Annotated in this window: 19 protein-coding genes and 3 pseudogenes; 10 read left to right on the top strand and 12 right to left on the bottom strand. The window is 59.6% G+C overall.

All coding sequences use genetic code 11. From position 1 onward, the window contains the following. A pseudogene (locus ORS3428_RS28235) lies at positions 1-3486 on the bottom strand (hypothetical protein); the annotation flags it as partial. A 397-nt stretch (positions 3487-3883) separates the two neighbouring features. On the opposite strand from ORS3428_RS28235, the pseudogene ORS3428_RS28240 reads away from it, so the two are divergent. Beyond that, a pseudogene (locus ORS3428_RS28240) lies at positions 3884-4258 on the top strand (MFS transporter); the annotation flags it as partial. Here ORS3428_RS28240 and ORS3428_RS28245 read toward each other — a convergent pair. Beyond that, positions 4255-5391 carry a Fic family protein gene (locus ORS3428_RS28245; RefSeq protein ID WP_071101571.1) on the bottom strand — a complete coding sequence of 379 codons (1137 nt, stop codon included), beginning with the start codon at positions 5389-5391 and terminating at the stop codon, positions 4255-4257. The pseudogene ORS3428_RS28240 and the gene ORS3428_RS28245 overlap by 4 nt on opposite strands. Before the next feature lie 433 nt (positions 5392-5824). Here ORS3428_RS28245 and ORS3428_RS28250 point away from each other — a divergent pair, with 433 nt between their 5' ends. The 3 genes from ORS3428_RS28250 to ORS3428_RS28260 all read left to right on the top strand — a co-directional run bounded on the left by ORS3428_RS28250 (position 5825) and on the right by ORS3428_RS28260 (position 9636). After that, a complete protein-coding gene (locus tag ORS3428_RS28250; RefSeq protein WP_071101572.1) occupies positions 5825-7321 on the top strand; it encodes a GMC oxidoreductase in 1497 nt (498 codons plus the stop codon). Positions 7322-7511: 190 nt separating this feature from the next. Next, positions 7512-8159, top strand: a complete 648-nt coding sequence (locus ORS3428_RS28255) for an HAD-IA family hydrolase (RefSeq protein WP_244508130.1) — start codon at positions 7512-7514, stop codon at positions 8157-8159. A gap of 37 nt (positions 8160-8196) precedes the next feature. Continuing rightward, positions 8197-9636 carry a glycosyltransferase gene (locus ORS3428_RS28260; protein WP_071101585.1) on the top strand — a complete coding sequence of 480 codons (1440 nt, stop codon included), beginning with the start codon at positions 8197-8199 and terminating at the stop codon, positions 9634-9636. A gap of 470 nt (positions 9637-10106) precedes the next feature. Here ORS3428_RS28260 and ORS3428_RS28265 read toward each other — a convergent pair whose 3' ends face one another. After that, positions 10107-10859, bottom strand: a complete 753-nt coding sequence (locus ORS3428_RS28265; protein WP_071101574.1) for a Crp/Fnr family transcriptional regulator — start codon at positions 10857-10859, stop codon at positions 10107-10109. 170 nt (positions 10860-11029) lie between these two features. Here ORS3428_RS28265 and hemN point away from each other — a divergent pair, with 170 nt between their 5' ends. Continuing rightward, positions 11030-12379 carry an oxygen-independent coproporphyrinogen III oxidase gene (gene hemN / locus ORS3428_RS28270; protein ID WP_071101575.1) on the top strand — a complete coding sequence of 450 codons (1350 nt, stop codon included), beginning with the start codon at positions 11030-11032 and terminating at the stop codon, positions 12377-12379. Positions 12380-12519: 140 nt separating this feature from the next. On the opposite strand, the gene ORS3428_RS33420 is transcribed toward hemN, so the two are convergent. From ORS3428_RS33420 to queC, 4 genes are all read right to left on the bottom strand, one after another. Continuing rightward, positions 12520-12687 carry a hypothetical protein gene (locus tag ORS3428_RS33420; RefSeq protein ID WP_157895997.1) on the bottom strand — a complete coding sequence of 56 codons (168 nt, stop codon included), beginning with the start codon at positions 12685-12687 and terminating at the stop codon, positions 12520-12522. Between the two features lie 218 nt (positions 12688-12905). Then, on the bottom strand, positions 12906-13640 hold the full coding sequence (queE, locus tag ORS3428_RS28275; RefSeq protein ID WP_040999505.1) for a 7-carboxy-7-deazaguanine synthase QueE: 735 nt from the start codon (positions 13638-13640) through the stop codon (positions 12906-12908). Continuing rightward, positions 13637-13993: a 6-carboxytetrahydropterin synthase QueD gene (queD, locus tag ORS3428_RS31925; RefSeq protein WP_040982657.1), complete on the bottom strand. Its 357-nt coding sequence runs from the start codon at positions 13991-13993 to the stop codon at positions 13637-13639. Before queD ends, queE begins: the two co-directional genes overlap by 4 nt. After that, the gene (queC, locus tag ORS3428_RS28280) at positions 13993-14691 is read right to left on the bottom strand and encodes a 7-cyano-7-deazaguanine synthase QueC (RefSeq protein WP_040999425.1); all 699 of its coding nucleotides are present in this window, start codon (positions 14689-14691) and stop codon (positions 13993-13995) included. The genes queD and queC overlap by 1 nt, the downstream gene beginning before the upstream one ends. 491 nt (positions 14692-15182) lie before the next feature. On the opposite strand from queC, the gene ORS3428_RS34515 reads away from it, so the two are divergent. Both ORS3428_RS34515 and ORS3428_RS28295 read left to right on the top strand, forming a co-directional pair. Continuing rightward, complete coding sequence (locus tag ORS3428_RS34515) at positions 15183-15572, top strand: hypothetical protein (protein WP_071101577.1); 390 nt, start codon at positions 15183-15185, stop codon at positions 15570-15572. A gap of 223 nt (positions 15573-15795) precedes the next feature. After that, positions 15796-16373: pseudogene (locus ORS3428_RS28295) on the top strand (transposase); the annotation flags it as partial. A gap of 1 nt (position 16374) precedes the next feature. Here the strand turns inward: ORS3428_RS28295 and ORS3428_RS28305 are convergent. Further along, a complete protein-coding gene (locus tag ORS3428_RS28305; protein ID WP_071101580.1) occupies positions 16375-17067 on the bottom strand; it encodes an EthD family reductase in 693 nt (230 codons plus the stop codon). Positions 17068-17248: 181 nt separating this feature from the next. On the opposite strand from ORS3428_RS28305, the gene ORS3428_RS28310 reads away from it, so the two are divergent. Then, entirely contained in the window at positions 17249-17488 is a 240-nt protein-coding gene (locus ORS3428_RS28310; RefSeq protein WP_071101581.1) for a hypothetical protein, read from the top strand. A gap of 1389 nt (positions 17489-18877) precedes the next feature. Here the strand turns inward: ORS3428_RS28310 and ORS3428_RS28315 are convergent. The 4 genes from ORS3428_RS28315 to panB all read right to left on the bottom strand — a co-directional run bounded on the left by ORS3428_RS28315 (position 18878) and on the right by panB (position 23802). Further along, positions 18878-19852: a hypothetical protein gene (locus ORS3428_RS28315; protein WP_071101582.1), complete on the bottom strand. Its 975-nt coding sequence runs from the start codon at positions 19850-19852 to the stop codon at positions 18878-18880. A 1679-nt stretch (positions 19853-21531) separates the two neighbouring features. Continuing rightward, complete coding sequence (locus tag ORS3428_RS32800; protein WP_108723203.1) at positions 21532-21903, bottom strand: AAA family ATPase; 372 nt, start codon at positions 21901-21903, stop codon at positions 21532-21534. Then, positions 21900-22304, bottom strand: coding sequence for an AAA family ATPase (locus ORS3428_RS32805; RefSeq protein WP_108723204.1), 405 nt, complete (start codon positions 22302-22304; stop codon positions 21900-21902). Before ORS3428_RS32805 ends, ORS3428_RS32800 begins: the two co-directional genes overlap by 4 nt. Before the next feature lie 637 nt (positions 22305-22941). Further along, positions 22942-23802 carry a 3-methyl-2-oxobutanoate hydroxymethyltransferase gene (gene panB / locus ORS3428_RS28325; protein ID WP_071101583.1) on the bottom strand — a complete coding sequence of 287 codons (861 nt, stop codon included), beginning with the start codon at positions 23800-23802 and terminating at the stop codon, positions 22942-22944. 173 nt (positions 23803-23975) lie between these two features. Between panB and ORS3428_RS28330 the strand changes: the two genes are divergently transcribed. Together ORS3428_RS28330 and ORS3428_RS28335 are read left to right on the top strand one after the other, a co-directional pair. Continuing rightward, positions 23976-24947 carry an NUDIX hydrolase gene (locus ORS3428_RS28330; RefSeq protein ID WP_040999437.1) on the top strand — a complete coding sequence of 324 codons (972 nt, stop codon included), beginning with the start codon at positions 23976-23978 and terminating at the stop codon, positions 24945-24947. A 64-nt stretch (positions 24948-25011) separates the two neighbouring features. Beyond that, positions 25012-25637 (top strand): quinolinate synthase (locus ORS3428_RS28335; RefSeq protein WP_071101584.1); only part of this gene is annotated, 626 nt, incomplete at its 3' end.

The raw sequence follows: 25637 nt of genomic DNA on the forward strand, positions 1-25637 counted from the left end.
TGCCCCCCGACCGGCCTGCGCCCACGAGCCAAGCTGTGGCCCGAGATCCGGGAGCCTGCCATGTGCAGCGCTCGACGCCGCGGAACCTTCGCCAGGCACGCTCGATGACGGCGATGGCCCGGCAATCGATCTCGACCTGGCAGCGTCCGACCGCGGCGCGGAGCCGGCATCGTCCTGCAAGTCGACGATGTCATCAAGACCGGCATAGATCTGCGATGATCTACGTGACGAGCCGGGCTGGGCAATTGCCGAGCCGGCATCGGCGGCCCAATGGCGCGAGCCGCTATCAGCATCCTCGGCCAGTTGCTCGGGCGTGAGCGCATTGAGATCGAAATCCGGACGCCGATAAGGTGCAGGCGACAGCGGCGCAAGGCCGGCGAAGGTCGAGGACGAGTCGGCACTTTGAGCAGGCGAGGAAKGGGCCAGCGCGGGGGCCAACTGTGACGGGAGCGATGTCGTCTGATGGAACTGCGGCACACTGGTACCCGTTGGCGCACCACGCTGTGCGGCGTCTTCTTCATGGAAGGCTCGCAGCACGTCCCAAGCCGGATCGCCCGGCGACATCGGAATGGGCGAGAAGGGAACGCTCTGGACAGCTCCAGTCGGCGGACCGCTTGRCTCTTGGCGCGGCGCCGCTTGCCCATGGGCTGACAAGCCCAGGGCATCGTTGGCTGCAACCATTTGACGGTATCGCTGCAGAAAGCCCCAGGCCGTGCCGAATGTCGGGCCTACGTTCTTCTTGTACTCTTCAACCGCCCGGCTCAGCACCGCCGGCTCAATCTGGGAAATGCCCTTGCCGAAGTTCTGACCAAGCCACTCGTTGAAACGACCCAAAATACTGCGATAGCTACTTAGCGTGCTTTTGCGGTACCAGCTTGCGGCCGCCTTACATGCATCCTCGATCACTTGATCAGCCGTTGGCGCCCTAGGCTGTGCGGTCTCTTCCTGATTGAAGGCTCGAAGCACGTCCCAGGCCGGATCGCCCGGCGACATTGGGATGGGCGAGAAGGGAACGCTCTGGGCAGTTCCAGTCGGCGGATCGCTTGCCTGCTGGGGCGGCGCCGCTTGCCCATGGGCTGACAGGCCCAGCGCATTGTTGGCTTCGACCATTTGCCGGTATCGCTGCAGAAAGCCCCAGGCCGTGCCGAAAGTTTGGCCTGCGTTCTTCTTGTACTCTTCCACCGCCCGGCTCAGCACCGCGGGCTCAATCTGGGTAATGCCCTTCGCGAAATTCTGATGAAGCCACCGGTCGAAACGGGTCAAAATACCCCGATAGGTGCTTAGCGTAGATTTGGGGTACCGGCTTGCAGCTGCCTTACATGCATCCTCAATCACCTGGTTCTCTTGGCTGATAGGACGCCCTTTAGCAGCTGTCACCCGCTGTTCGGTGGAGGCTTGCCGGAGCCTTCCCAACGCCGGATGGATGCGCCCGCCCCCGCGCTCTACAAAGGCTGCAGCCAGGGCGTCCAATCCAGGATCGTCAAGACGGTCGGAGATCTGGGTCCGGCGGTTCTCCTCAAGCCACGCGCTGAACTTGCGCAGCGCCAGCAAGTCACCCTTCATCGTACTGTCGTTGAGGCCGGCGGCTGCGGCTTTTGCCTGGTATTTGGCGAAGAGTTCCTCGTCGTCTTTCGTGCCACGGATAGTCGGAGCGGCTACCACAGGCTGTCCGGCAGAGGCTTGCCGGAGCCTTGCCAACGCCGCGTGGATACGCCCGCCCTCGCGGTCCGCAAAGGCTGCCACCAGCCTATCCAGCCCCGGGTCATCAAGTCGGTCGACGATCTGCGTCCGGTGGTTTTCTGTAAGCCATGCACTCAACTTGCGCAGCGCCGCGATGTCCCCTCTCCCGGTAGATTCGTTGAGGCCGGCAGCCGCGGCTTTTGTCTGGTACTTGGCCAGGAGTTCCTCATCGTCTTTCGTGCCGGATTGAACAGTCCTTGCGACTTTCACAGGCTGTCCGGCAGAGGCTTGCCGGAGCCTCTTCAGGGCTATGTTAACATGACTGAGCAGCGCCGTGTCGTTGCCCGCGAATTCCGCCGCCAGTCTGTCCAACTGCCGATCTTCAATCCGGCCGTAGATTTGGCTCTGATGATTTCCTTCCAGCCATGCACTGAATTTGCGCAATGTCGAGACGTCGCCTCTCCAGGTAGACTCTTTGATGCCGGCAGCCACGGCTTTTGTCTGGTATTCGGCCAGGAGTTCCTCATCGTCCTTGGTGCCAGATGGGACAGACGAACCAGTTACCACCCAATGTCCGGCGGACGCCTGCCGGAGCCTTCCCAACCCCCCGTTAAGTTGATACAATATTTTAGTATTGTCGCCCGCGAAGTCCTTCGCCAGGATGTCCAGCTGCCGATCCTCCATCCGTCCGACGATCTGCGTCCCGTGGTTCTTTTCAAGCCATTTGCTGAACTTGCGTAGCGCCGCTAGGTCGCCCCTCATGGTTCCCTCTTTGAGGCCGGCCGCCACGGCCTTTGCCTGGTATTCGGCGAAGATTTCCTCATCGTCCTTGGTGCCAGGTCGAACATTCGAAGCAGCCTTCACCGGCTGTCCGGCGGAGACTTGCCGGAGCCTTCCCAGCGCCACATTAAGTTGGTTCAATAACTTAGCATTGTTGGCCGCGAAGTCCTTCGTCAGGCTATCCAGTTGCTCATCTTCAGTCCGGCCTTGGATTTGGCTCTGGTGTTTCTTCTCAAGCCATGTGCTGAACTTGCGCAGCGCGGTTATGTCGCGCTCGATCGACCCTTCGCTCATCGTGGACGCTTTAGCCCGCGCGCCGTAGGCGGCAAAAAGCATCTCGTCCGGGTGCTCGCGGCTTCGCTTGCGACTGCGGGTTTGCTGAACGACGGCACCTTGGCGCGTCGCCTCGGTCGGCATTGTGTGGCGCGCGCCGGTCAGATCGCGCTGTTGATTGGCCGCAGGCCGATACGCCTCCGCGACGACATCAGGGGGATTCACGCTTTCGGCTGCCCTTCCAAATCCCCTGCCCGGCAGATTGACCCGCGGCGGCGRCATGGAACTCAAAGCTTCGGAAGCGTCCCCAATCGCTGCACGGCGACGCGGATGCTCCTCCTGATTGACGCTCGGCGCGGGTGAGTGGGCCACGCGCTCCGCCTCCTGCCAGAACTGCGCCGAGGCGAAACTTGCAGCCGGCAACGGCCCGGCCCGGTCGGCGGCGGCAAAGACCTCGTCCTGGTCGAAACTCTGCACGGGTGAGTGGGCTGGTGGAGCAAAGGGCAAGCGCGAGCCGCCTTCCCCGGCGCCCTCCTCTTGCGGCAGCCTCGATCCAGTCGCATCTGCGTGCAAGCCGCCACGCCGCCTGGCAAGGCGGCTGTTTGGAACGGCCGGCCAATGCCAGCCCGGTTGCAAGGCATTCAAATGCTCCTGAAAACTCGCCTGGTCGGCCTGCTGTGGTTGCGAGCCTGCGTCGTCTGTGCGGGTTCTATCCGAGACGCGGGATGGATTGATATTGTTGAAGGGATCCATCCTATCTCCTTTGCCTGTTCAGAGCAGCTCAAGACGGTTTGGCGGCTGGACACTATTCTAGGGGGCTTGCCTTTCAACAAGCTGACAGATGAGAGTGCTGCACGACGTAGTCGAGATCATCACTCCAGGCGGGGGAGGCACTTGTGGCGGCCCGCCGATCACCCTGTTCGACAAGCCCGTCCGGCTGCGGTTGCGAAGCTGTCGTATCCGGTTGATRCCTACCTCGTGCATGCCGCCCGGTGCGATCCGCGGCCGGTTGCCTCGAGGCGTCGCTGTGAGGGTCGTGTCGCTCACGTAACGCAGCTTTCACACGCCCCGCGCGCTGATCGGGTTCGTCTCTATGGCCTGGTGGCGAAGTGGCACGATGCGGTTCATCCGTGGCACGTATTCGTCGCCGGCCGTCTTCACGTACATCAAGCCCTATCTCACCGGCGTCTGCGGCCTGTCGACGGCAACCGTCACCTGGGTGCTGCTCTTGTTCGGCGCCGGCATGACCATCGGCAACATCATCGGCGGCAGGTTTGCGGACTGGAAGCTGATGCCGACGGTGGTCCCCACGCTGCTCGCCGTGGCCCTGCTGTTCGCCGCCACGCTCAACCAGGGCGCCTTCAATGTCGGCAATGTCGGCGGCGCCTGGATCGGCGGCCTCGCCATCTCCTGGGGCGTATCGTACGCGAACCTGCCGCTGGTGGGCGCTACGCTCGCGCTTCTGGCCGTCGCCGTGGCCGTGCTGTCGCAGTCGCTTGACCGCCGCGCGGTGGTACAGACTTAGTCATTCGCTGATGGCATATACGCACGATTGTCACGAATGTTCAGCATGTAACGTGTATGTCGGAGTTCACCAGTTCTTGTCAGCGCACCCTTGGCAACCAGATCCTGCAGGTCCCTTGTCGCCGTGGCGCGGGATGCCTGGGTGATGGCGATATAGTTCTCCGCGCTGAGGCCGCCTTTAAAGCCGTCGATACCTTCACGGAATATCCGGGCGACGGCTTTTTCCTGGCGTTTGTTGAACTGCCCACGGTGGTGCTCGTAGAACTTGGCCTTGGCAACGGAGAATTCGACGCGGGCGAGCGTTACGCGCTGCGCTTCTAGAATCGTGCTGGCGAAGTAGATCAGCCAATCAGTGATCGCGTTGTTTTGGTTGCTGGCCTCTAAATGACCATAATAGGCCTTGCGGCGACGCTCGATCGTGTAGGCCAGCGCGATGAGGCTCGGCTCGCCCAGATTTTGCGCCAGCGCTTTTTCGCAAAGGGCACGTCCTATGCGGCCGTTGCCGTCTTCGAACGGATGGATGCTCTCAAAATAAAGGTGCGCGATACCGGCGCGCGTCAGCGCGGGAAGCGGAGTCTTGCCCTTGGGCATGGTATCGTTGAACCAGATGGTAAAGGYGTCCATCTCGGCTTTCACGCGCGATGAGGGCGGCGCCTCGAAATGCACTTTGGGTTTGTCCAACCGGTTAGAGACGATCCGCATGACATCGGCATGTTGGCGATAGTTGCCGATCGTCTTGATACGCCGCTCGCCGGACATCACCATCTTGTGCCAGGCATAGAGCGTGCGATGCGAGAGCGGGTTGGCAAAATGCAGATACACGTCAGCCATCATTTCGGCGATGCCCCGCTCGGCGGGCGGGATGGGCCTATTCTCCCCTCCGAGCCCAAGCTGCTGCCGCAAGGATAATTGCAGGCCTTCCCGGTTGAGATACTCCCCCTCGATCTCGGATGTCTTCAAGGCCTCTTCGCTGATTAGATCGATGYGGATCTGGTCGCGGTCATCGGGGCTGATATGGCGAAACACGCCCAGGAACTCGCCCGATCGCAACAGGAACTCCCTTTCCAGCGGGTCCAATGCCATCTTGTCGTAGGTAAAATGCGGCCAGTCGGCCTGCTCCCAATTCCATGCCATGAGCTATAGAGCGCCTTTCTATAACTCATGATAGCGAAAAAAGTGAGCAATAGCAATCTTATCGCTGCCGAGCCCGCGAGCGCTTGGTGTTTGGCACTGTCCAATGTCCGACAATGTTGGAAATGCGACTACCAGAGTACGAGCATCGGTTGAATTAAAACGGTTTCTCGTTGGCACAGTAAATGCGCTGCCGTCCGCAACACGTCACTGAAAAGGAGAAGACGTTTGATGGTCACCCCACCAATGCCGCCGCCGCTGGTCTTCCGAATGCATCCACCCACGACGGCCTCTTCGTCAACTGTCGCCACCCAGCCACCGGTCCGACAGGCATCGCCGCCCCCCACTACGCGTCCCGTATAAAGCAACTCCTGACCTCCATCGCGAGCACCGCCCGCTGGCCCGCTACCGCACACCCCACAGGAGACTATTACCCGTGACGGACATCAGACACATTGCGGCGCACGCGAGTAATTACACAAACTTCGATGCGGTTGTTGTCGGCTCCGGGCCATCTGGATCGATCGTCGCCCGGACACTTGCTGAAAAGGGGTGCCATGTGGCCGTCCTGGAATATGGAGGCCCGGCTTATCCTGGCGCCATGCTCGGGCCTCATCAAGAGCYGTACAGCAAGGCATTCACTTCCAATGGTCAGGCCGATGGCAACCCCTGGACAGCGTCCTGCGTCGGCGGCGGGATGCCGTTCTACAACGCGATAACGTTCAGATACCGACAAGCAGATCTGTCAGCTTCCCAATATCTTACGACTGACATGGCGATTGACTGGCCGATTGCCCTCGAGGAGCTCGAACCCTACTATTTGGAGATCGAGCATCTCTTGGAGATCAGTGGCGCGAATGGGCTTCCATCGTATCCACCCAGTCCGCGTGGACTGATGTTATCCAATGCAATGCAGGAACTCGGCATAAGATCAAAAACCATCCCACTAGCAATCAGGCCGCCAGGGAGCAACAAGGGATGCATCAATTGTTCGRCTTGCGATGAACTCGCGTGCCCTACGGATGCGAGAGCATCAGTGCTTGCAAGAAACATTTTGGATGACTCCGCCCTGCCAGGGTCAATCTCGGTTCTATACGGCTGTTTCGTCAACCGGATCCAAATGCAGAACGACAGTCGGGCTGGAGCCCTTGAGTGCTATGTGCCGCTCTCGTCGGAACTGATCCGGATCCCAATTGAAAGGGTCATCGTCTGCGCAAACGCGGTACAAACAGCGGCATTGATGCTCCGGTCGAAGGGTGACCATGCTCCGAAGGGAATAGGAAATGAATCCGGCCTCGTTGGACGCGGCCTCTCGTTCAAGATTGGCGGCTACTCCGTCGGCTACATGGAGCGGGCCGATCGGGGCTCCGATGCATTTGCTCCCCACTGGGGACCGCATTCGACCGTGTATACCGATGAGTTCTACGAACATAACGGCGCGCCCTGCAAATTTGGTGGGCTCATTTATGAAGCGAATTTCGCGTCGCCGAATGAGAACGTCGGCGTCGTGCGCCTGCACTACATAGCCGGAGAAGAGCCATGGTCGCATAACCGCGTCGCGCTTGACGAGGCCGCTGACCAGTACGGTACCCCTTATATCCGTTTCGAATACCGAAGCTCGGAAAATGACCGTGCACGAAGGAATTTTCTCGGCGATCGCGCGGATGACATCCTGCGCCACCTTGGCGCATGCCGCATCGAGCGAGAGCCATATTTCCCGGGAAAAGGCAGCTCCCACCTGCACGGCACGATGCGCGCCGGTAGTGATCCGAGGAACTCGGTCGTGGACAGCTGCGGCAGGGTCCATGGGTTGACCAACATCCATGTGATGGATGGCTCCGTTATGAACTTCGCCGGGAACAGCAATCCGACCCACACAATCATGGCCAACGCCAGGCGAATGGCTATGTCACACGGTAAAGGCGCAACTTAGATGCTCGGTCCTGGCTCCATGGACGGTGCATTTTTTGCCGCTTTGCAGCGGCACACTGTTGGGACGAAGACATGACTGCACAGGTTACTGACCCAGCCCATGGTCGAATAGTGCGCGGAGGCATTTCACACCGCAGAGAGAGCGTGCCTTTCCAATAAGCATCATTGGGGCTGATATGGGGCGGAAAGCCTTGAAAAATCGCACGAAAACCGCAACCGTTAATGTTCATCTCGACGACTATGATCACGTAGCCTTCGATCTGGACGGAACCCTTGTAGATTCGGAGGCTGTGGTCGAAAGCGCACTCCGTCRATGGGCAAGGGAGGAACGGATCTCTCCGGATAACGCGGTGCGAATGTCGGCCGCCCGCCGCGACGTCGATTTGGTGGCGGCGATCGCGCCCAATCTCTCGCCAGAACGCGAGGCAGATCGCATTGCGGATTACGAAGTTCAAGCGATGGGACTGTTGCAACCRATCGAGGGCGCCGTAGAGTTCTATAGCTCTATCCCAGCAGAAAGGCGATCTATTGTCACCTCTTCGGCACGGGTTTCGGCCCTTGCCCGCCTTGAGGCGGCTGGACTCTCCTGGCCGCGGATCATGATTGCAGCCGAGGACGTCAGTCAGGGAAAGCCGTATCCGCAACCCTATCAAACGCTGTTGCGAATGCTGGGCATCGCCGGCAAAAGATGCTTGGTTTTTGAGGATTCCCCCACCGGAATTGAAGCGGCGATCGCGGCAGGCTGCGACTGCGTCGGCGTCGGCCCCAACGCCAGAGGTCATCCTGACACAAGGGGCTGGATAGAGAACTTTGGCKAGGCTTCCTTTCAAACCAGCTGAGTTGAACCTGCTCCACAGACCTAAGGGAGGGGCCACGATGAAAGTATCAACGAAACCCCGCACCTCACTTTTTGATGAGGTGCTGGTAGAAGGCTCGGTACTTGCCCATTACGTGGCGGAGCGAAACCATTATGAGGAACTCCTCGATGAGCTATTTCGTTCGTCCGGAGAAGCTCGTAACATGATCGGCAGCCGTTGCATTTGGCACATAAATTCCACCGCATTCGGCGGTGGGGTGGCCGAAATGCTTCCACATCACATTTGYCTGCTTCGGGACCTTGGTTTTGATGTGCGTTGGCTCATCTTTAAGCCGAAGGARGAGCAATTCTTTCAATTCACCAAAGCGCTTCATAATTCTCTTCACGACGTGAACGTGGCAGGCTTGAATGATCTGCTCCCGCATTATCTTGAGGCATCGAAGAAAGGCGCTACGGAGCTGGAAAGGATCATCAGGCCTGACGGCTTCCTGGTAATTCATGATCCGCAGCCTCTTGTTGCGGCTGCGAAGTTCCTTGAATCTCACCCGCACCCGGCTATCTGGCGATGCCACATCGGATATCCGAAGCGCACCCCGACGGTCGACGAAATCTGGGGATTCTTGGGCGAATACCTCTATCAATTCCAACGCATTGTCCTAAGCGCCAAGGAATATGYCTTTGATACTGATCTGCCTATAGATATCATCCCGCCATCCATCAGCCCATTTTCAAGCAAGAACCGTAATTATGAAGGGCCAGCGGGCCAGACGCTAGACCATTTGGTTTCGTTCAGCGGCCAAGAATTCGAGCCCACCCCCTCTCTTCAGGACATTCTCGACTCACGGTATTTCCTTCATGTATCCAGGTGGGATGGACTGAAAGGTATTGACCGGATTATCGCCGCTTACGATCGCTTTGTGAAAACGGCGCTCGCGGAAGCCTACGATACACGCCTGGTGATCGCRGGACCGGATCCTTTGGATGTTGCCGACGATCCTGAAGGACGGGAGTATTTCGAGAAATGCGTCCTATTATGCTCTCAATTATCGGAGGAAGTGCGGCGGCGCGTGTATCTGGTCTGTATTTCGATGAAGGACCACGACGCAAATGCGGAAATCGTCGGCCGGCTGCAACAGAACGCGCATGGAGTATTTGCTCTATCTCGCKAAGAGGGTTTCGGCCTTACGGCAACGGAGGCTCTGTTCCGAGGCAAACCCGTCGTAGTGTCGTCCGCCTTTGGTCTGAAGAGGCAGGTCGTAAATGGGCTTAATGGCGTTGTCCTCCACGAGCCGGACATCGAGGACAAAGCTGCAGAAATGATGCATCGCCTTGCGGTCGGTTATAGTGATTTTGAGGAGATGGCCAGAACCGCACGCGAACACTGTCTGCGCTCGAGCACGCAGATCTCGCAAATCCCAAAGTGGTATCACTCGATTCAATCAGCTCTCTCCAGTTTTGAGGTGCGTTATCGCGATTCATTCAATCCAAGAGTCATCTGAACCAGGCGCCGGACGTGRCACCGCAGGACACGTAAGGTGTGACCGGCTGCGATATCGGGTCAGTTCTCTAAGCCACTTGACAGCAAAAAGGTCGCCGCCAGGCCACTCAGCGGCCAAGAAGTTACCCGTCTCATCAAACGCGCGGGTTTGYGGCCAGCGTGTGCGGCGATCTGCCCGAAGGCGAACGGCAAAGGGGTGGCATTCGGTGCTAGCCGGGCCTTGCCTCCACGGCCGAAATCGATGAGCCATATGTCCACGAGCAGCTCGGCCGCTCTGCGGAATGACTCGCAAGTATCAAACCCGCGCGATTTATTCGGCGTCACCTGACGAAAGCAGCAGGGTTGTAGAAAGGCCCCCCTGCCGGCTCCGCGTAGCCGCATTGTCCCCAGCATGGGAGCATAGCGAATGGAGCGGGCGGGAACGGGAGAGGCGGCCAGGCCGGCCACGAGCGAGCCGGCCGCAGGTCTCGTTCAACAGCGGTTTCGCCTCGGCCACCGCCCACCGCAACGTTGTTCCAGYCGGCTCATGTCGTCTACCGTGACACGGCGGCTGTTCTCGATCCGGATCACGCCGTCCATTCTCAGTCTGGTCAGCTGACGGCTCACCGTCTCATTTGTAATTCCAAGAAAATCAGAGATGTCGGCGCGCGTTAGCGGCAGATCGAAGCGCGCCGATCTGGCTGCCGGGCCAGCACTGGAACCGATGTTGCGGGCGATCATGAGAAGAAAGCTCGCTACCTTCTCAGGCGCGGTCTTGCAGCCCAGAGTCACCATCCATTCGCGTGCTTCGTCGAGCTCGTTCAGCGTCTGCGTGAGCAGGCGATGCTCGAGCTCCGGTGATTGCTTCATCATCTTTTCGATTGCCTCTTTCGGAAACGAGCATATCGAGACAGTCGTTGCCGCTTCGRCATAGATCGCGCTTTTCGCCTTGAAGGGYTGTCCCAGAAAATCCGGCGCGAACCGCAGACCGACGATTTGCTGGCGGCCGTCCGAGAGGCTCTTCGTCAGCTTCACCACGCCCGAAAGCACGTTCGAATAGCTGTTGAGGGTCTCGGCATCGCCAATCAATTCGACGCCCGGTTCGACCCTGTGCCGTGACGAAGTCCTGGCGAGCTTGGCCAAACGATCTGGATCGAGCGCGCTGCAGAGGCCATGGTGCCGTGCCTGGCAAGACAGGCAATAGGCGGGGATGCCGGAACTGTGAGGGCCGTGCCGTTGTGTCATTGATCGCTCTCCCRATCTGATCGCCCTCCCGGTCCCAAGCGCCGGCACGATAACAATCGTCGGTAGAAAAATCCTTGCGGCAGTTTGTCATGCTGGAGGCTGACCGAGATCAGTGCTTTGGCTCATCCGTGCGTCCACAGTCCCGGCGACTCAAACAGGTTGACGACGACATGCGATCGGAACTGGCTGCCAGACTTGGTGAGAATGTCCCGCGCTATACCAGTTACCCCAGCACACCGCATTTCCATCGAGGTATCGATGCAGTCGTTTATCGCGGCTGGCTGGAGGCGCTCGAAGGCGGCGGGGAGATATCGCTTTACCTGCATATTCCCTATTGCGACAGGCTCTGCTGGTTTTGCGCGTGCCATACCAAACATACGCGTCGCTATGCGCCAGTTGTCGCCTATTTGCGTTCGTTGCATGCAGAGATCGTGACAGTTGGCAGCCTCGTCAGCGGCAAGGGCCGAGTTCGCGCGGTTCATTTCGGGGGCGGTTCGCCGACCATGCTGAAGCCGCAGCATCTGGTGACATTGGGGACGGCGCTGCGAGACAATTTTGATTTTCTCCACGATGCCAAAATCAGTGTCGAGATCGATCCGAACGATATGGACGGAGCCCGCCTCGACGCGCTTGCCGAAATCGGCATGACCAGGGCGAGCGTCGGCGTGCAGGACTTCGATCCRAAAGTGCAAAAGGCGATCAACCGCGAGCAAAGTTTTTTGCAGACCAAGGCAGTCGTCGATGGYGTTCGTTCCCGGGGAGTAGAGTCCGTGAACCTTGATCTGCTCTATGGCCTGCCGCATCAAACCAGCGAGAGCGTGCGTTCCACCATAGCGCAGGCGCTCACCCTGGAACCGGACAGGATCGCGCTGTTCGGCTATGCCCACGTGCCCTGGTTCAAGAAGCATCAGACGATGATCGACGAGGCATGGCTCCCCGGTGCCTCGGAGCGGTTCGCGCAATCGCAACTTGCTGCGCGAGCGATCGAGGACAAGGGATACGAATCAATCGGGCTCGACCATTTCGCAAGGCCGGGCGATACGTTGGCGATAGCGGCCCGCGCGGGAGCATTGCATCGCAATTTTCAGGGCTATACCGAGGATCGCTGCGAGACGTTGATTGGACTTGGCCCTTCGTCCATCGGCCGGTTTCGCCAGGGCTACGTGCAGAACATGCCTTCGACCGGCGAATACCGGAGCATGGTGGAAGAGGGGAAGCTGGCCTGCGTCCGCGGTGTAGCATTTTCCGACGACGATCGCGTCCGGGGCTGGATCATTGAGCGACTGATGTGCGATTTCGCCTTCTCGGCGATCGACCTGGTGGAGCGCTTCGGGAAAGCCGGCCAAAAGCTCCTTCGTCAGGCAAGCTCCATCGCCCTCAAGGATCCCGCTCGACTGCTTGAACTCCAAGGCGACAAATTCGTCGTGCCGCCGGAAAACCGCCCCTTCGTAAGGAGCATTGCGGTGAAGTTCGATAAATATTTCGAGAGTGAAACGGCCAGGCACTCAGCGGCAGTTTGAGCATTTCGAGTCATAAAACTCGCGTCAATCGCGTTTGATCGATTGCTAGCCATTTCCGCAGCACTGGAAATTRCGAGGGTTCATGGCTATCGGCTGCAGATAGCAGCTGGTCTCTTTGATGCTTGCGCCCTGCCCCCAATTCATGCGCGGCGTTCACGCGAGCTGGCCGGCGGCAAGCGCCGTTCAAGCAGGACGATTTGATCCGCAAAGCGCTCGAGGACCTTGCCAAGCCGAACTTCATCCGGCTCGCCCCGCGAGCCGGCGACGGCGAGCGACGCCCCCGCGTTAGCGATGACATTCGTCAGCAATCCTTCCTATCGTGCTTATGCGGATTTCTGCATTGGCCCTGGCGCGCCTATCCGACAGAAGGRCCGACGGTCAGGGTGGAGTGTCGCTCCGGGCGCCGCATGCTACCTGGCAGCGACAGGAAACCGTCGACGCAAGCTCTTTACGAGCCTGCGATCGGCATCCTGATTGTCGATTCTTGCTATGGGATGCCGAAGGCTGTCGCCCCGGCGAGTGCTGGCTAGACGCCTCGTTTGTTACCCCAGAGCATAACGTGCAGCTGTGGTAACACGCGGGCTTCGAACCACCTGTCGCGGGTTACGCTATCAACCAGCCACTCCATGCGTTTCATTATTCCATCAACGTCGACAGGTGCGTCCTCGTTTCCGGGGTGTGGCGGCGTATGATTGCCGGGTTGCAGATAGACTGGAAGTCGCGGAAATCTCGCGGCGGCCTCTTTCGCAAAGGCATAGTCATTTTTGTCGAAGACAACGAACTTCAGCACGACTTGCGGCTTGTCCTGCGCCGCTTGGAAGCATGCCTCGACAGTGGCCCAATCGGTCCTCATTTCACTTGACGGCGGCTTTGGGCTGAGGACCAGCACGTCAAGTTCGGCGAACCATTCCCTGACGACGGAACCTTGGGTTTCCAGCGCAAATCGGTAGCCCTCATCATGGCCTCGCTTGATGAGAGCACCGAAGGGCTGGATAGCCGGATTGCCGCCTGACAGCGAAACCATCAACGGGCGGCCGCCGGAAAGCGCGACCACGTTTTGCCACACCGCGTCGGAGGACATCATCTCCCATTCATGCCGGAATTGCCTGTCCACCGCATGCAGGCTGTCGCACCAGGAACAGCGATAATCACACCCGCCGGTTCTGACGAAGACCGTCGGCAGACCGATGAGCACGCCCTCGCCCTGGATCGTCGGCCCGAAAATCTCACTTACGCGGATTGCGGGTTGCGTATCGGTCATGGCCGGCATTCGGCCCATGTTTTCGGCGTTTCGCTCACCCGTACGGCCGAGGTTTCAGGCAGCCGTGCCTTGCACCACTCATAAAAATGTCTGGCCAGACATTCGGCCGTGACCTGCTCGTGTCCCAGCACGTCGTTGAGATGTCGGTGGTCAAAGTTCTCGTCGATATAGCGTTTGAGCGGTGCCAAATCGTGATAGTCACGGACAAAGCCGTGCTCGTTCAGTTGCTCGCCCGATAGCTCCACTTCGACGATGTAGTTATGCCCGTGCAGGCGCGCGCACTGGTGGTCAGGGGGCAAGGACGTGAGTTGATGCGAGGCCGAAAAGTGGAATTCCTTGGTAATACGGAACATTACACGCTCCTCCTGCGCACCGCGTCGAGCCAGAAGTCGGCGTCCTCGTAGTCGGTGGGATCTGGGTGCCCACAGAGATAGAACGCCTCGCGCCGCTCGACGCAGGTCCCGCACCGTCCACAGTGACGCTTGCCGCCCTTGTAGCAGGACCAGGTCTCCGCAAATGGCGTGCCGTATCGGGCTCCATCCTCAACTATGTCCGCCTTCGTGAGATTCACATAAGGCGTATAGAGGCGAATATTCGCGTAGCCTTCGAGCGCGCGGTCTTGCATCATCTGGAAGGCGTCGATGAAGGCCGGCCGGCAGTCCGGATAGATGAAGTGATCGCCACCGTGCACAGCCGTCGCCACCGCTTCGGTCTTGCGCGCGGCAGCGAAGCCGAAGGCGATGGCCAACATGATGGCGTTCCGGTTGGGCACCACCGTGACCTTCATCATGTCTTCGGCGTAGTGCCCATCGGGTACCTCCACATTGTCGGTCAGCGCCGARCCGAAAAGGCCGCGGCCGATTTCGCGGATATCGACGATGCGGTGCGGGACGTTCAGACGCTGYGCGCAAAGGCCGGCGAAGTCCAATTCCTTGCTGTGCCTTTGGCCGTAATCGAAGGATAGGAGGCCGGCGAGTTCCTGCTCCGCTGCCACTTTGTGAGCAAGGGAAACGGAATCCAATCCGCCGGAGCAGACGACGAGAGTCTTCATCTTGGGGTTTCCTGTTTTGACCGGGTAGGCTGCGACCGGAGATTTCTCTGCTCTGCCAGTASCCTAGGGAGCCTCGTTTGTGAACTGAGGACGAGGTTGATGCGCTGACGTGCCGCTGTGCTCAAGCGGGCTGAGCCTGCAAGAAACACGAACCTAATAGACGGCCCACTTCACTGCATGTCCAAGATCCAGGCATAACAAAATAGACTCTGAAAGAAGCCCGGACCTTCAGAAACAAGGTTGTCGACGCCTCGATCAAGGCCAAGTGGCCGAGCTTCGGGGACTGAAGGAACCGAGTTTGTTGATGAGCCTCGAGCGGAAGCCCAACGTCATTAGCAGCCCGCGCCTTCAGCTTCAGGATTGGCTCGAATCGGAGCACGCCGTCAGTCGCCGACCGGCAACCCAAACCAAACGATCGGTCTTGGGCCGACATCTGTGAACAAGCCGAGTGTGTCGTTGCAATCACCCCTGTGTTGCGCGCAATTACTCCCATGGCTGCGGATGAACTRGATTCGCTGGTATTCCAGATGGCGGTCGAAAGTGTCCGCGCTCTCTCCATAGGCTTCAGTGAAAAAGCCGCGGCGATAGCTGCCAGGAGCCGCGGTGTCCTGCTTTTCGACGTGCGGGTGGACGGTGACGCGGCGGTCCAGCGGATCGCGGCCATCCGATATCCAAGTGACCGGACCGGCGTGCTGGCTTTGGACATACAAGGCGTTGTTATCCGCCATTGCATTGTCGGTGGAATTTTCTCTGCTTTGACCGCGCCACTGGAGAATTGGACCGGCATGCCTCTGTCGATGCAGGCCAAGATTAATGTCGACGACCATGCCGCTCTCTTCCTAGGCGCCTTGYGGGAGGCCGGACATATGCCGGTCAGCTAGCCTTTTCATGAGGGTTGGCGGATGTGGCGCAAGCCATGGAAACGCCGCGGGATTTGGTCGCTTACGCCAATCCTAATCATTTCCGGAGACCACACCCGCGCGATAATGTCATGAAGATTCTGCAAAAAGTTCTGAAGAGAGAACGGCCGCTGCTCTGAGGTTGGGGGCGGCCATGGCACGCTGGTGACATTGCGATTCACCGATCCCGTGGAATGGAAGTGCCATGACCAAGCGAGAAGTTAAGCTGAGCGGGCCAGAGTTGAAAGCRCCACTGCTGTCGGATGCGGACGGCTTTCGGCGGGTTTTAAAGAGTGTGGTGCAGGAGGTCCTGGAAACCGAGATGACGGAGGCGCTGGGAGCTGAGAAGGGCGAGCGGACCRCAGAGCGGATCGATTACCGATCCGGCCACTACGAACGCCGGCTTGTGACGCGGGTTGGCGTGCTGGAGCTGCGGGTTCCGCAGGATCGGACGGGTCGGTTCTCGACGGAGCTGTTTGAGCGCTATCAGCGCTCGGAGAAGGCATTGGTATCGGCGCTGGTGGAGATGTATGTGCAAGGGGTGTGGACGCRCAAGGTGAAGGCGATCACCGAGGAACTGTGCGGTCACGCCTCTCGGYCGCGACGGTGAGTGCGGCAACGGTGCGGCTGGATGAAGCGCTGAAGGCGGTCTTTGAGCAGCCGCTCAAGGAAAGCTATCCGTATCGCATTTTGGATGCGCGCTACGAGCGGGCTCGCGAGGCCGGCGTGATCGCCAGCCAGGCGGTGCTGGTGGCGATCGGGGTGGACTGGGAGGGCCGGCGCCTCAAACCATTTGACGTGTTTCAACGAAAAAGGGCGTGATCTCGTCCAGGAACATCAGGGCATGTTCTTGAGTCCGCGCCACGATGTCGCTGGCGTACAACTCCGCGGCCCGCTGCTTGTCGCGGAACCAGAATTCGACGATGCCGTCGACCGGCACTGCCTCGTAGCGCGCGCTTTCGATTCTATCCCCGTGATAGCGGTCAACCACCAAGTTCTGGACATACCCCAGCACGTTCGGCCATTGGCGCACCCAAGATGCATGCACGTCGAGCCACTCGTGTCTGAATCGCTCTGCTGATATTCCCGGTAGTCGCTTCAGTATTGTCATGCGCTTCACAGAGGGCCCATCCCCCAATTCCACGGGAACGACGACATACTTTTCGCAGGCGACGAGATGAACATCCTGCAGAAATTTGGTTTCGTCCTCGAGTGCTCCCGCGAACTGCGGGGAAGAAATGGCCGAYATCATGCAGGCGAGGTCGTCAAAATGCAGCTCGGAAAATCCGTCCAGGTCCCAGGGGCCGCGGGCGTGTGTGATGCCGAATTGCTCTTTGTTCATAACTAGATGCTGATAGTAGGCACGCAAGCCAGGAAGCCTGGAAGCTAGCGAGCCGTGAGTGGCACGCCAATGCCCATCGAAGTCTTCAGGGGGCAGATTGGGGGTGCGTTTGAGTAAGCCAAAGCGGCTAATCATCTCAGAAGGTCCTCTACGTCTGCAATCGATTGCGATCGTCGTGGTGCGATTCTATTCGGCAGCGGACAACAAGAAGCCCTGCGGGCGGAGCTGCCGCCCCGTCTGTCTGCCTGAAGCCTACGCGGCGCGCAGTCGGGATGGCCGACTGCCGCGAACACGACGCGCTTTGGGAGGAGCGATCATGGCCGCCGACACACCTTTGTGGACCCCGAGACAGGAGCGCAGCGACGCAGCGCCTCTAACCGCGTTCATGAAGGCCGCGGAAGCAAAGGCTGCGCTTACTTTCTCCGGCTATGCCGAGCTCCATCGTTGGTCGATCGATAACCGCGAGGCCTTCTGGAGCCTGGTCTGGGATTTTTCGGGCTTGCCGGCGACAAGGGCGAGCGGCACCCCGACGGGGGCCTTGAAACGAACCTGGTGACCGCAACCCGCAAAACCCCGTCTGCCATCATCGACGGATCAACCCCGGCGCCCGACGAGGCTTGTCAAAACGTGYCGCAATGGCGACCTGAGCGCCGCCTCAGGCCGTCGAAAGCTCGCCGCGGTGCATGAAGCGGGCTAGTTGGCGGGCAGGTCTTCGAGGACCTTTGGATCGCGAATGCACAATGCCCCAAGTATACAGCTCACCACGCTTTCATCAACCAAGCTTTGTTCGGAGTAGTGCTTGTCAGCGTCTTGGGTGACGGCTGGAGCTGGAGCGGTCATTATAGTGGCCAACGCCGTGGCGGCAAGTATCCTTCGCAGCCAGTGAGACCGTGATTTCAGGAGCCTCGAGGGCCCCACAGCGTCTTTTTCTGAGGTAGRCATTTTCCGTTTTCCTTTTGGATCATCACGGATTTGAAGAGGATCTGGTGTTATGTGCCACTGGGGAACCGGCGAAGCAGATATTCATGTGGTCGAGTCATAAGTTCTCCTGAATGTTTGTTTTATGAGAATCCTCACGGCAGCCCTAGCTGACAGCCTGAAAGCGATAGCGATCCTGTTTGCTGAGTGCCGCGAAATACAACGGAGCCGGGCGTCCCACGGGATGCGCAGCCTGTATTGCGTTCGGACGAATGTCATGTGGACTCCTGGGCTAAAGACTGCGCCGACGGCCATGTCGGAACACGTATCACGGCTATGACTATGCAATTGGCATGCCACCAAAAGGGGTGTGAGCAGCGACCACAAATCAGACGATTCGCCGCCTGGCCGGCTTGATGCTAACCCGAGGATGTCTGGATCTGAACACAGATTGTCGTCAATCAGGCTCTCACAAAATGCTGTGACCAGCTTGGCACCGGCTGACGTGAGTCCTCGGTTGAGAATCGCGGGTCTGGCAGGGGCAGGTCGGGAAGAAGTCTCCGATCATCCGGCGCGCTTGGTCGCCGGATGMCTGCGGCAGAGCCATGGAATTTTTGAAAGGCGTCAAKCTCCGATGCATAGGCGAATCGGCAGGGGCGTTGCGGAGGTCTGGACTATTGACGCCAAACGCATGCAGGCCGCTTGGGGTTCTAAACACTGCCAAAACGGCCACAGCCTCATTTCTCGGCTCATACTAGCCGAGATCCTAGAATGCGAGGTTGAAGTCCTGGCAAGGTCCGAACTATCCATGTCAGGTCTTCGATGGGTATAGCGCCGGTGGCGCCGGGACATATTAGCACTCGTCTCCTTTCTGGGGCGTCGGTGATGGCAGGATTGCAATGGCACCATGTGGCGGAAAACGCCCGGCCGTGGACGCTGGTTGTTCCGGGATGGCGCCATTGCTTATTGTGCTGCCTGCGAGGCACTGGTCTCGGTCTGGGAAAGCTGTTTCGGGGCTTGGCCGAAATTAGCGAATAACCGGCTCGCCGTGAAAGCGTCGCCGCGAGGGCGGCGAAACGCCGAAGCCGACTTCCATCATCAGCCGCGGGCTGTGCGCCGGTACGGTGCCCATGTGGAAGCCGAACGGATCCTCGACGAAACCAAGCCCTGCCTCTCCGGTAAGTGTCACGGCACTTTGCTCRCCATAGACGCCCAGAACCTCTTCTGCGGGATGGCCGACGAGAAGCGTCAGTTGATGCTTGAGCGCGCGTCGCTTGTGACTGCCGCGGACATAGACATGCGGGCCGGTGCCCTCGTCTACCGGCAGTAGGTAAAAGAAGAACTTCAACATCCGCCAGTCGTCAAGATCGAAGTGGTATTTGCCGAGTGATGCCAGGTTCTTGTCTGCGTCCGAGGCCTGGCTGGTGGGGAAGCTCCACCAGACGCGGGTGGTGATGAGTTTCGCCTGGCCGCCGAGATAGTGTGCAGCGATATCCATGAGCAACGGATCGTTTTGGATGGCAACTGCCGCCTTGCAGCCGAGAATGCGCTCGAAATAGTGGCCGCTGAGCAACGGGCGGCCAAACCGAGCTTCAGCCTGTGCGTGCTCCGTCGGCATGAATTCGAAACGGCGATCGAAGTTGCCAAAGCAAGGTGTGCACCGGACGAAAGCTGCAACCTCCTCATGGATAAATTTGGGTAAGACGAGTCCGGAAAAAAGCCCATCCGACCGCAGCGCATCGACAACGTCCCGGAGATTGACGCCGACAAACATCGTTTCCCGCGCTTTCTGCGACGCTCGAACAGGCTTTGCACCAAGCCAGTGCRTTCTGCGTGCCGGCATAGTGCGGGCGAGCACGAACATCGGCAGCCACGCTGGATTCTCGCGAAGATCCGACAGATATGTCGGAATGCGTACGGCCATGCGACGTAGCATACTGCCGTTTCGTGCGATCGCCTCGAGACYTGTAGCGCCGGCTTTCTCGGTATTCGTAACGGTCATCAGGATCCTCAGGTATGAATGCACTTTCGACGAAGCATTGTTTCTCACCGCTTCGTCCGTATTACCCAAGCCCGATTCCCGCAGCGCAAGAACGCTAACCGCGCCTCAGTTTTTGTGCAACGCACAATTGCCGCGCCGCGCAAAATGCAGTTAGGTCACTGCGCGCTTTCGAACACGCCTTGCGAAGCTGTCACCTTAATCTATCAGGAACTGTCCGGCATTAGGCAGCAAAGACCACCAATTGCACGTTAAGTAATTGGATTTCTGGCCAAGTTCACGATGCCCAATTCGTGCAAGACTCGCTTGCGCAGATTGGCTTCCTACTTCTGATTAACCATTCAACCTCCTTTCGATCGGCTCCTGAGCGCGTTCCAGGTGGAGCCATCCATCTGGTGGCCAATCGCCCGCCGCGACCGTTGCATGCCTGCCGGTTTGGAGCCTGAACTGAGCAATCAAATCAGCTATCGCCTTCTCGTCCGCGCAGCCCGCTGCCGTGGTCACGTGCGTCCCGTCTCGGTCCGGCCTTGGAAATACGCGGTCCAGCCGCCTTCCGAGCGGAGGGGGACTGAGCCGTAGCGAAGTCAGAGACAACAACCGAGAGGGCGGCATTTCCTGCTGTCGCCGGAATGCCGGACGCTCACCGTCATGGATCTCGCCACGGTCCGCGAGGAGCCGGCAATGGCTGGTTCAAGAAGGTGCGCTGGCCGGAAACCGATGGCGAGCTACTGCCCGAAATGCGGCGCGCTGCGCTGCCACGCGACGAGCCGCGGCCGCTTCAAGTGCTTTGACAGAGTTGCAAGGCGGTCTTCACCACTCCCTACCAGGCCGAAGACGGGACCAACGCCAACCAGATCGAAACCGTCTTCTCGCGGGTGCAGCGGGCCTATATCGGCACCCCACCGCTTCTCGCTCAAATACTTCGACTGGTACGTCGCCGAGCTCGCCTGGCGCGAGGACACGCGGTACCACGGCGCCAGACGTTCAGCGTCCTGCGAACCGCGCTGTCGCGGCCGACCTCCCGGTTCCTCTGCGGCTACTGGGAGGTCAACAAACTGCCAGACCTGATCTGGGAGACGTAACTCGACAACGTCAGCTCAAGGCCCAATCGACCCCGTTGGACGGTCCACCGGATCTGGCGTTGGCGCAAACGTCAGTTCCTCGGGTCCAATGATGTGGACAGAAGCGTCGCTCCTGGCGAGTTCGGCGAGTTCAGGCTTGCAGCCGTTGCGGCTGAATAACAGATACTGCTTGCCTGGTTTGTTCCTCCCGTAGGAAGTCGTCTCCGATCTCTTCTTCAACAGATCGAGCATTCCCGTGTCGATCTTAACCGAGCGCCACTTGCATTCGCCGTAGAAGAACGTCTCGTCGAGGAGGCGGCCCGCGACATCGATATCGAAGTCGGCATGGCCCCAGATGCTGCCGACTTCGCGGGCTGGACTGCCCAGGACCTCGGCGAGATGAAGGCRAGCGTGGTCCAGAGCAGACGCCCTCGAAAGCGCCTCTCATGTATTCGGGGAAACGTCTCTGGATGTACTGGTCGTAGGTTTCGGTGCCGTAACCGCCGTTGATCGCCGTTAGGTTCGGCCTTACGAACCTGTGCCAGAAACCCATAAGTCGGTCGGTCAAGACGAAGCGTTTGTTCCGCGACTTCTCTGCCGCGTCGAGCGACCGCACACTGCTCACGAGATGGAGCCGCTCGAGCCTGTCGATGTACTGGCCGACCGCGGTAGTCGGCATCTGCAGCCGCGTCGCGATGTCCCCGGCGGAATGCAGACCTCCGAGATCGCGGCCACGATGCTGGCGTAGATTCCCGGTTCCCGAAGCTCGCTCTGCAGAAGGGTGTTAGGTTCGTCGATCAGGGTCCCGGTCTCTGTCAGGAGCAGATTGATGACGTTTTCGCGCAGGCTTGCATACGGGTCGAAGAGGGCCAGGTAGTACGGCACGCCACCGAAAATGGCGTAGGTCTCTATGAGCTGCTCGGCGCTGTACTCCGGAAAGAACCCCGAAAGGTCGCGCAGGGGCAACTGCCGCACCTCCAGGCGCAGCGTCATGCGCCCGTAAAGCGGGTCYTTTCCGCCAGCAGGTCCTCCATCTGAGCGACCGCAGAGCCGCACAGGATGATCTTGAGGTTTCCCGCGCGTGCCGCCCCGGAGTCCCAGAACCGTTGGATCACCGATGGCAAAGCGCTGTCCTGATCGACGAGGTAGGGGAATTCGTCGATCGTGACCACAGTGCCCGGTTTGGCCTTGGCTGCTCCGGCTACGAAGTGGAAAATACCCTCCCAGCTGTCGAGCGATGCCAGGACGGGTGACGGGCCAAGAACCCGGGCCACCTCGAGCTTGAACTGTTCATGTTCAGGACTGAGGAGACCCGCGTCGCCTGGAATAGATTCCCTTGCGGCCGACGGCAGCTTGGCGTAGGAGCCGTGACTTGCCGATCCTGCGGCGGCCATAGGCGATGACGAGCGATGCCGAACGCCGCTCCTTTTATAATCACGATTATTATAATCTGGATTATAAAGTGTCCAGCCGACACACTGGTCTGAGATAGACCATCCGGCGTGCCGGATGTGCGTTGCGATGCCGTTGGTAGAGCCTTCAAGCAAACTTGGCCACGCAACGCCGCGGGGGCGATCTCTCAGAGGAACTGCCTGTTTGTGGTCTTGCCGACCATGCCGCCAGGCCGTACTCGGAATCCTCCGCGACGCGGCGTTTCGACTCGTCCGAATGCGCTGCGAAGTTCTCGCAGGCAGTTGGACTGGGCAATGAAGCGGAGATAGTCGACTAGGTGTCGCGTAAGCTGTCGGCCGGCTTGACCCAGCTMAGGAAAGCCGGGCGAGTGAGGTCATCGAGGAACTGAAGGCAGCGACATGGAACTTCAAGTGCCGCGTTGGTCAGTGGCACTGTTGAACTGTTTAGGGTTGACGAGTCACGATCGCACGATCTGCCGTCTGGAGCGTGTCACGTACGAGGCTCAAATGCTCTTCACGCTAGGCGCCCATCGTAGGCACGACGGCAATGCTGGCGCATCCCGTCGCCATCCGGCGACCATCTGGCCAAGTCCCGCAACGGTCCTGACAATCGGCACGCTCATCCAGCTCCTCCGATTCCTGTGTCGTCGGCGTCAGCGCCCTTGGGCGCATCGGCAAAGACGTGCTCGGCGGCAGGRAAGCGCCGCTTGCGCACTTCATCCGCATAGGCAGCGATCGCGGCGCCGGCCTGGTCACCGAGTTCTGCGTAGCGCTTGACGAATTTTGGCTTGAACGGGGAAAACAGGCCGAGCATGTCGTCACTGACCAGGATCTGCCCGTCGCAAGCCGGGGAGGCGCCGATGCCGATGGTGGGGATGCCAATCTCGCTGGTGATGCGGCGCGCGAGCTGCTCTGGTACCTTTTCAAGTACGACCGAAAAGGCCCCGGCTTGCGCGACCGATATCGCGTCGCGCCTGATCCGCTCGGCGTCCTCTCCCCTGCCCTGTACACGGTAGCCGCCGAAACCGTTGACGGCCTGYGGCGTCAGGCCGATATGAGCCATGACAGGGATGCCACGAGCACCGAGGAATTGGATAGTAGCGGCCATCGCCTCGCCGCCCTCCAACTTGACAGCCGCGCAGCCGGTCTCAGCCATTAAACGAGCCGCGTTGCGGAACGCCTGCTCGGGACTTTCCTCATAAGAGCCGAACGGCAGGTCAACGACCATCAGAGCCTTCTCYAGGCCACCGCGCACGGCCTTGGCGTGCATGATCATCATGTCGAGGGTAACGCCGAGCGTCGACGGCAGGCCGTGCAGCACCATGCCCACGCTGTCGCCGACAAGAACGATGTCGCAATGTCGATCGACCAGTTTTGCAATCGGCGTCGTATAGGCYGTCAGGCATACCAGGGGGACGCCGCCCTTACGCGCCCGAATATCGGGCGGTGTAATCGCCTTCGAATCGCGTGCTGTGCTCAATGCATGCCTCCTTCCCCAACGTCACCCACCGCAAGTGTCGCGTTTGGCACGTTTATGTGCAAATGCGAAGAGTTAAATATTGGCCATGCATTTTCGCAGTGTTGACGTGCAGGTCGCTGCGTTTAAATTAAATCGATTAAGGCACCCAGGCCGACCAACCCATTTTCGCGACCATGGACAAACAGGCAAAAGGAACCAGGAAAGACCGAGCCGCCGTCAAGGCCGACGAAGTCAAAGTCGATCTGATCGCCCTTGTCGTCGCTGTAAACGACAATGAACCCTGTGTCCTCACCATCGGGCAGGCGGATACGCTACCTTCGGGACCATTTGCGCTTGAGCACCGATCGCTGCAGTCGGGGTTGAGGGGGTGGGTCGAGCAGCAGACTGGCCATCCGCTGGGCTACATTGAGCAACTCTACACCTTCGCCGATCGAGACCGCATCGGCTCCGGGCGCCAGCAGCGCGCTATCTCCATCAGCTATCTCGCACTCACGCGCAAAGAACAGGCAGCGGGCTCGCGTAAGTGCGGTTGGCGGAGCTGGTATGAATATTTTCCATGGGAGGATCACCGCTCCGGGACGCCGTCGGTGGAGTTGGACGTCCTGCGACCGAGGCTGATTGAATGGGCAGACGGCGCCGGCGACGCGGCGACGAGACGCGAACGTCGACAGCGGGCAGCAACAGCCTTCGGCCTCGACGGACGCCCTTGGAATGAGGAACTCACGCTTCAACGTTACGAGTTAGTCTACGAAGCAGGACTGGTCCAAGAGGCCGGGAGCGGGCGCGACCCGACGCGGCCTTCGCTGGTGCCCAGCAAGTCCATGGTTGCCGATCATCGGCGCATCATGGCGACGGGCATTGCGAGACTGCGCTCCAAGATCAAATACCGGCCGGTCGTCTTTGAGCTGATGCCGCAGTCTTTTACGCTGCTACAGCTGCAACGAACCGTCGAAGCGCTCGCCGGCAGGCTAATCAACAAGCCAAATTTCCGCAGACTCGTCGAACAGCAGGAATTGGTCGAGGAGACTGGCCAGACGTCGCTCGAGACGGGCGGGCGGCCGGCGAAGCTCTTCCGCTTCCGCCGTGCCGTTCTTGACGACAGCGCTGTCGTTTTGGGGACAAGATTGCCGCTTGCGCGGGCTTGACACCTTTATAGTCGGCGTAGATATATGCTGCTTATTGTCACCCAGAACATAAGCGGAGGCGCGGATGATCGGCGCGTTACCTACGGCCGCGTCGCTCTACGAGCGCGTCCGGCGCGTTATCCCGCCAGTCGAATGGCCGGCCTTTGCCGATGACATCGACGCCATCCTGGCGCTGAAACGCGAACGCAACGCCGCCATCCTGGCGCACAACTATCAGATGCCCGAAATCTTTCACTGCGTGGCCGACATTGTCGGCGACAGCCTGGCACTGGCTCGCGAGGCGATGACGGTCGATGCGGATCTGATCGTGGTCGCCGGCGTGCATTTCATGGCTGAGACGGCGAAGCTCCTCAATCCCGGCAAGACCGTGCTCATCCCAGATCTCGCCGCCGGCTGTTCGCTGGCCGACTCGATCACCGCCGAGGACGTGCGGCTGATGCGGCAGCGCTATCCTGGCGTTCCGGTCATCACCTACGTCAACACCTCTGCAGCCGTGAAGGCCGAGTCCGACATTTGCTGCACCTCTGGAAACGCGCTTGCGGTGGTGAAGTCGCTCAATGCGCCGCGCGTCATCATGCTGCCCGACGAATATCTGGCGAAAAACATCGCGGCGCAGACCAAGGTCGAGATCATCGCCTGGAAGGGACGCTGCGAGGTCCACGAACGCTTCAGCGCGGCCGACATTCGCGA

Origin of the sequence: Mesorhizobium sp. ORS 3428 (assembly GCF_001854785.1) — a bacterium.
In the GTDB taxonomy this organism is placed as follows: domain Bacteria; phylum Pseudomonadota; class Alphaproteobacteria; order Rhizobiales; family Rhizobiaceae; genus Mesorhizobium.

Bases quoted from the DNA above. Each gene is read 5' to 3' on its own strand.
- queE (WP_040999505.1), bottom strand. From the start codon at position 13,640: ATGACCGATACGCAACCCGCAATCCGCGTAAGTGAGATTTTCGGGCCG.
- queD (WP_040982657.1), bottom strand. From the start codon at position 13,993: ATGTTCCGTATTACCAAGGAATTCCACTTTTCGGCCTCGCATCAACTC.
- ORS3428_RS28310 (WP_071101581.1), top strand. From the start codon at position 17,249: ATGGCCGCCGACACACCTTTGTGGACCCCGAGACAGGAGCGCAGCGAC.
- ORS3428_RS32800 (WP_108723203.1), bottom strand. From the start codon at position 21,903: ATGACGCTGCGCCTGGAGGTGCGGCAGTTGCCCCTGCGCGACCTTTCG.
- ORS3428_RS28330 (WP_040999437.1), top strand. From the start codon at position 23,976: ATGGACAAACAGGCAAAAGGAACCAGGAAAGACCGAGCCGCCGTCAAG.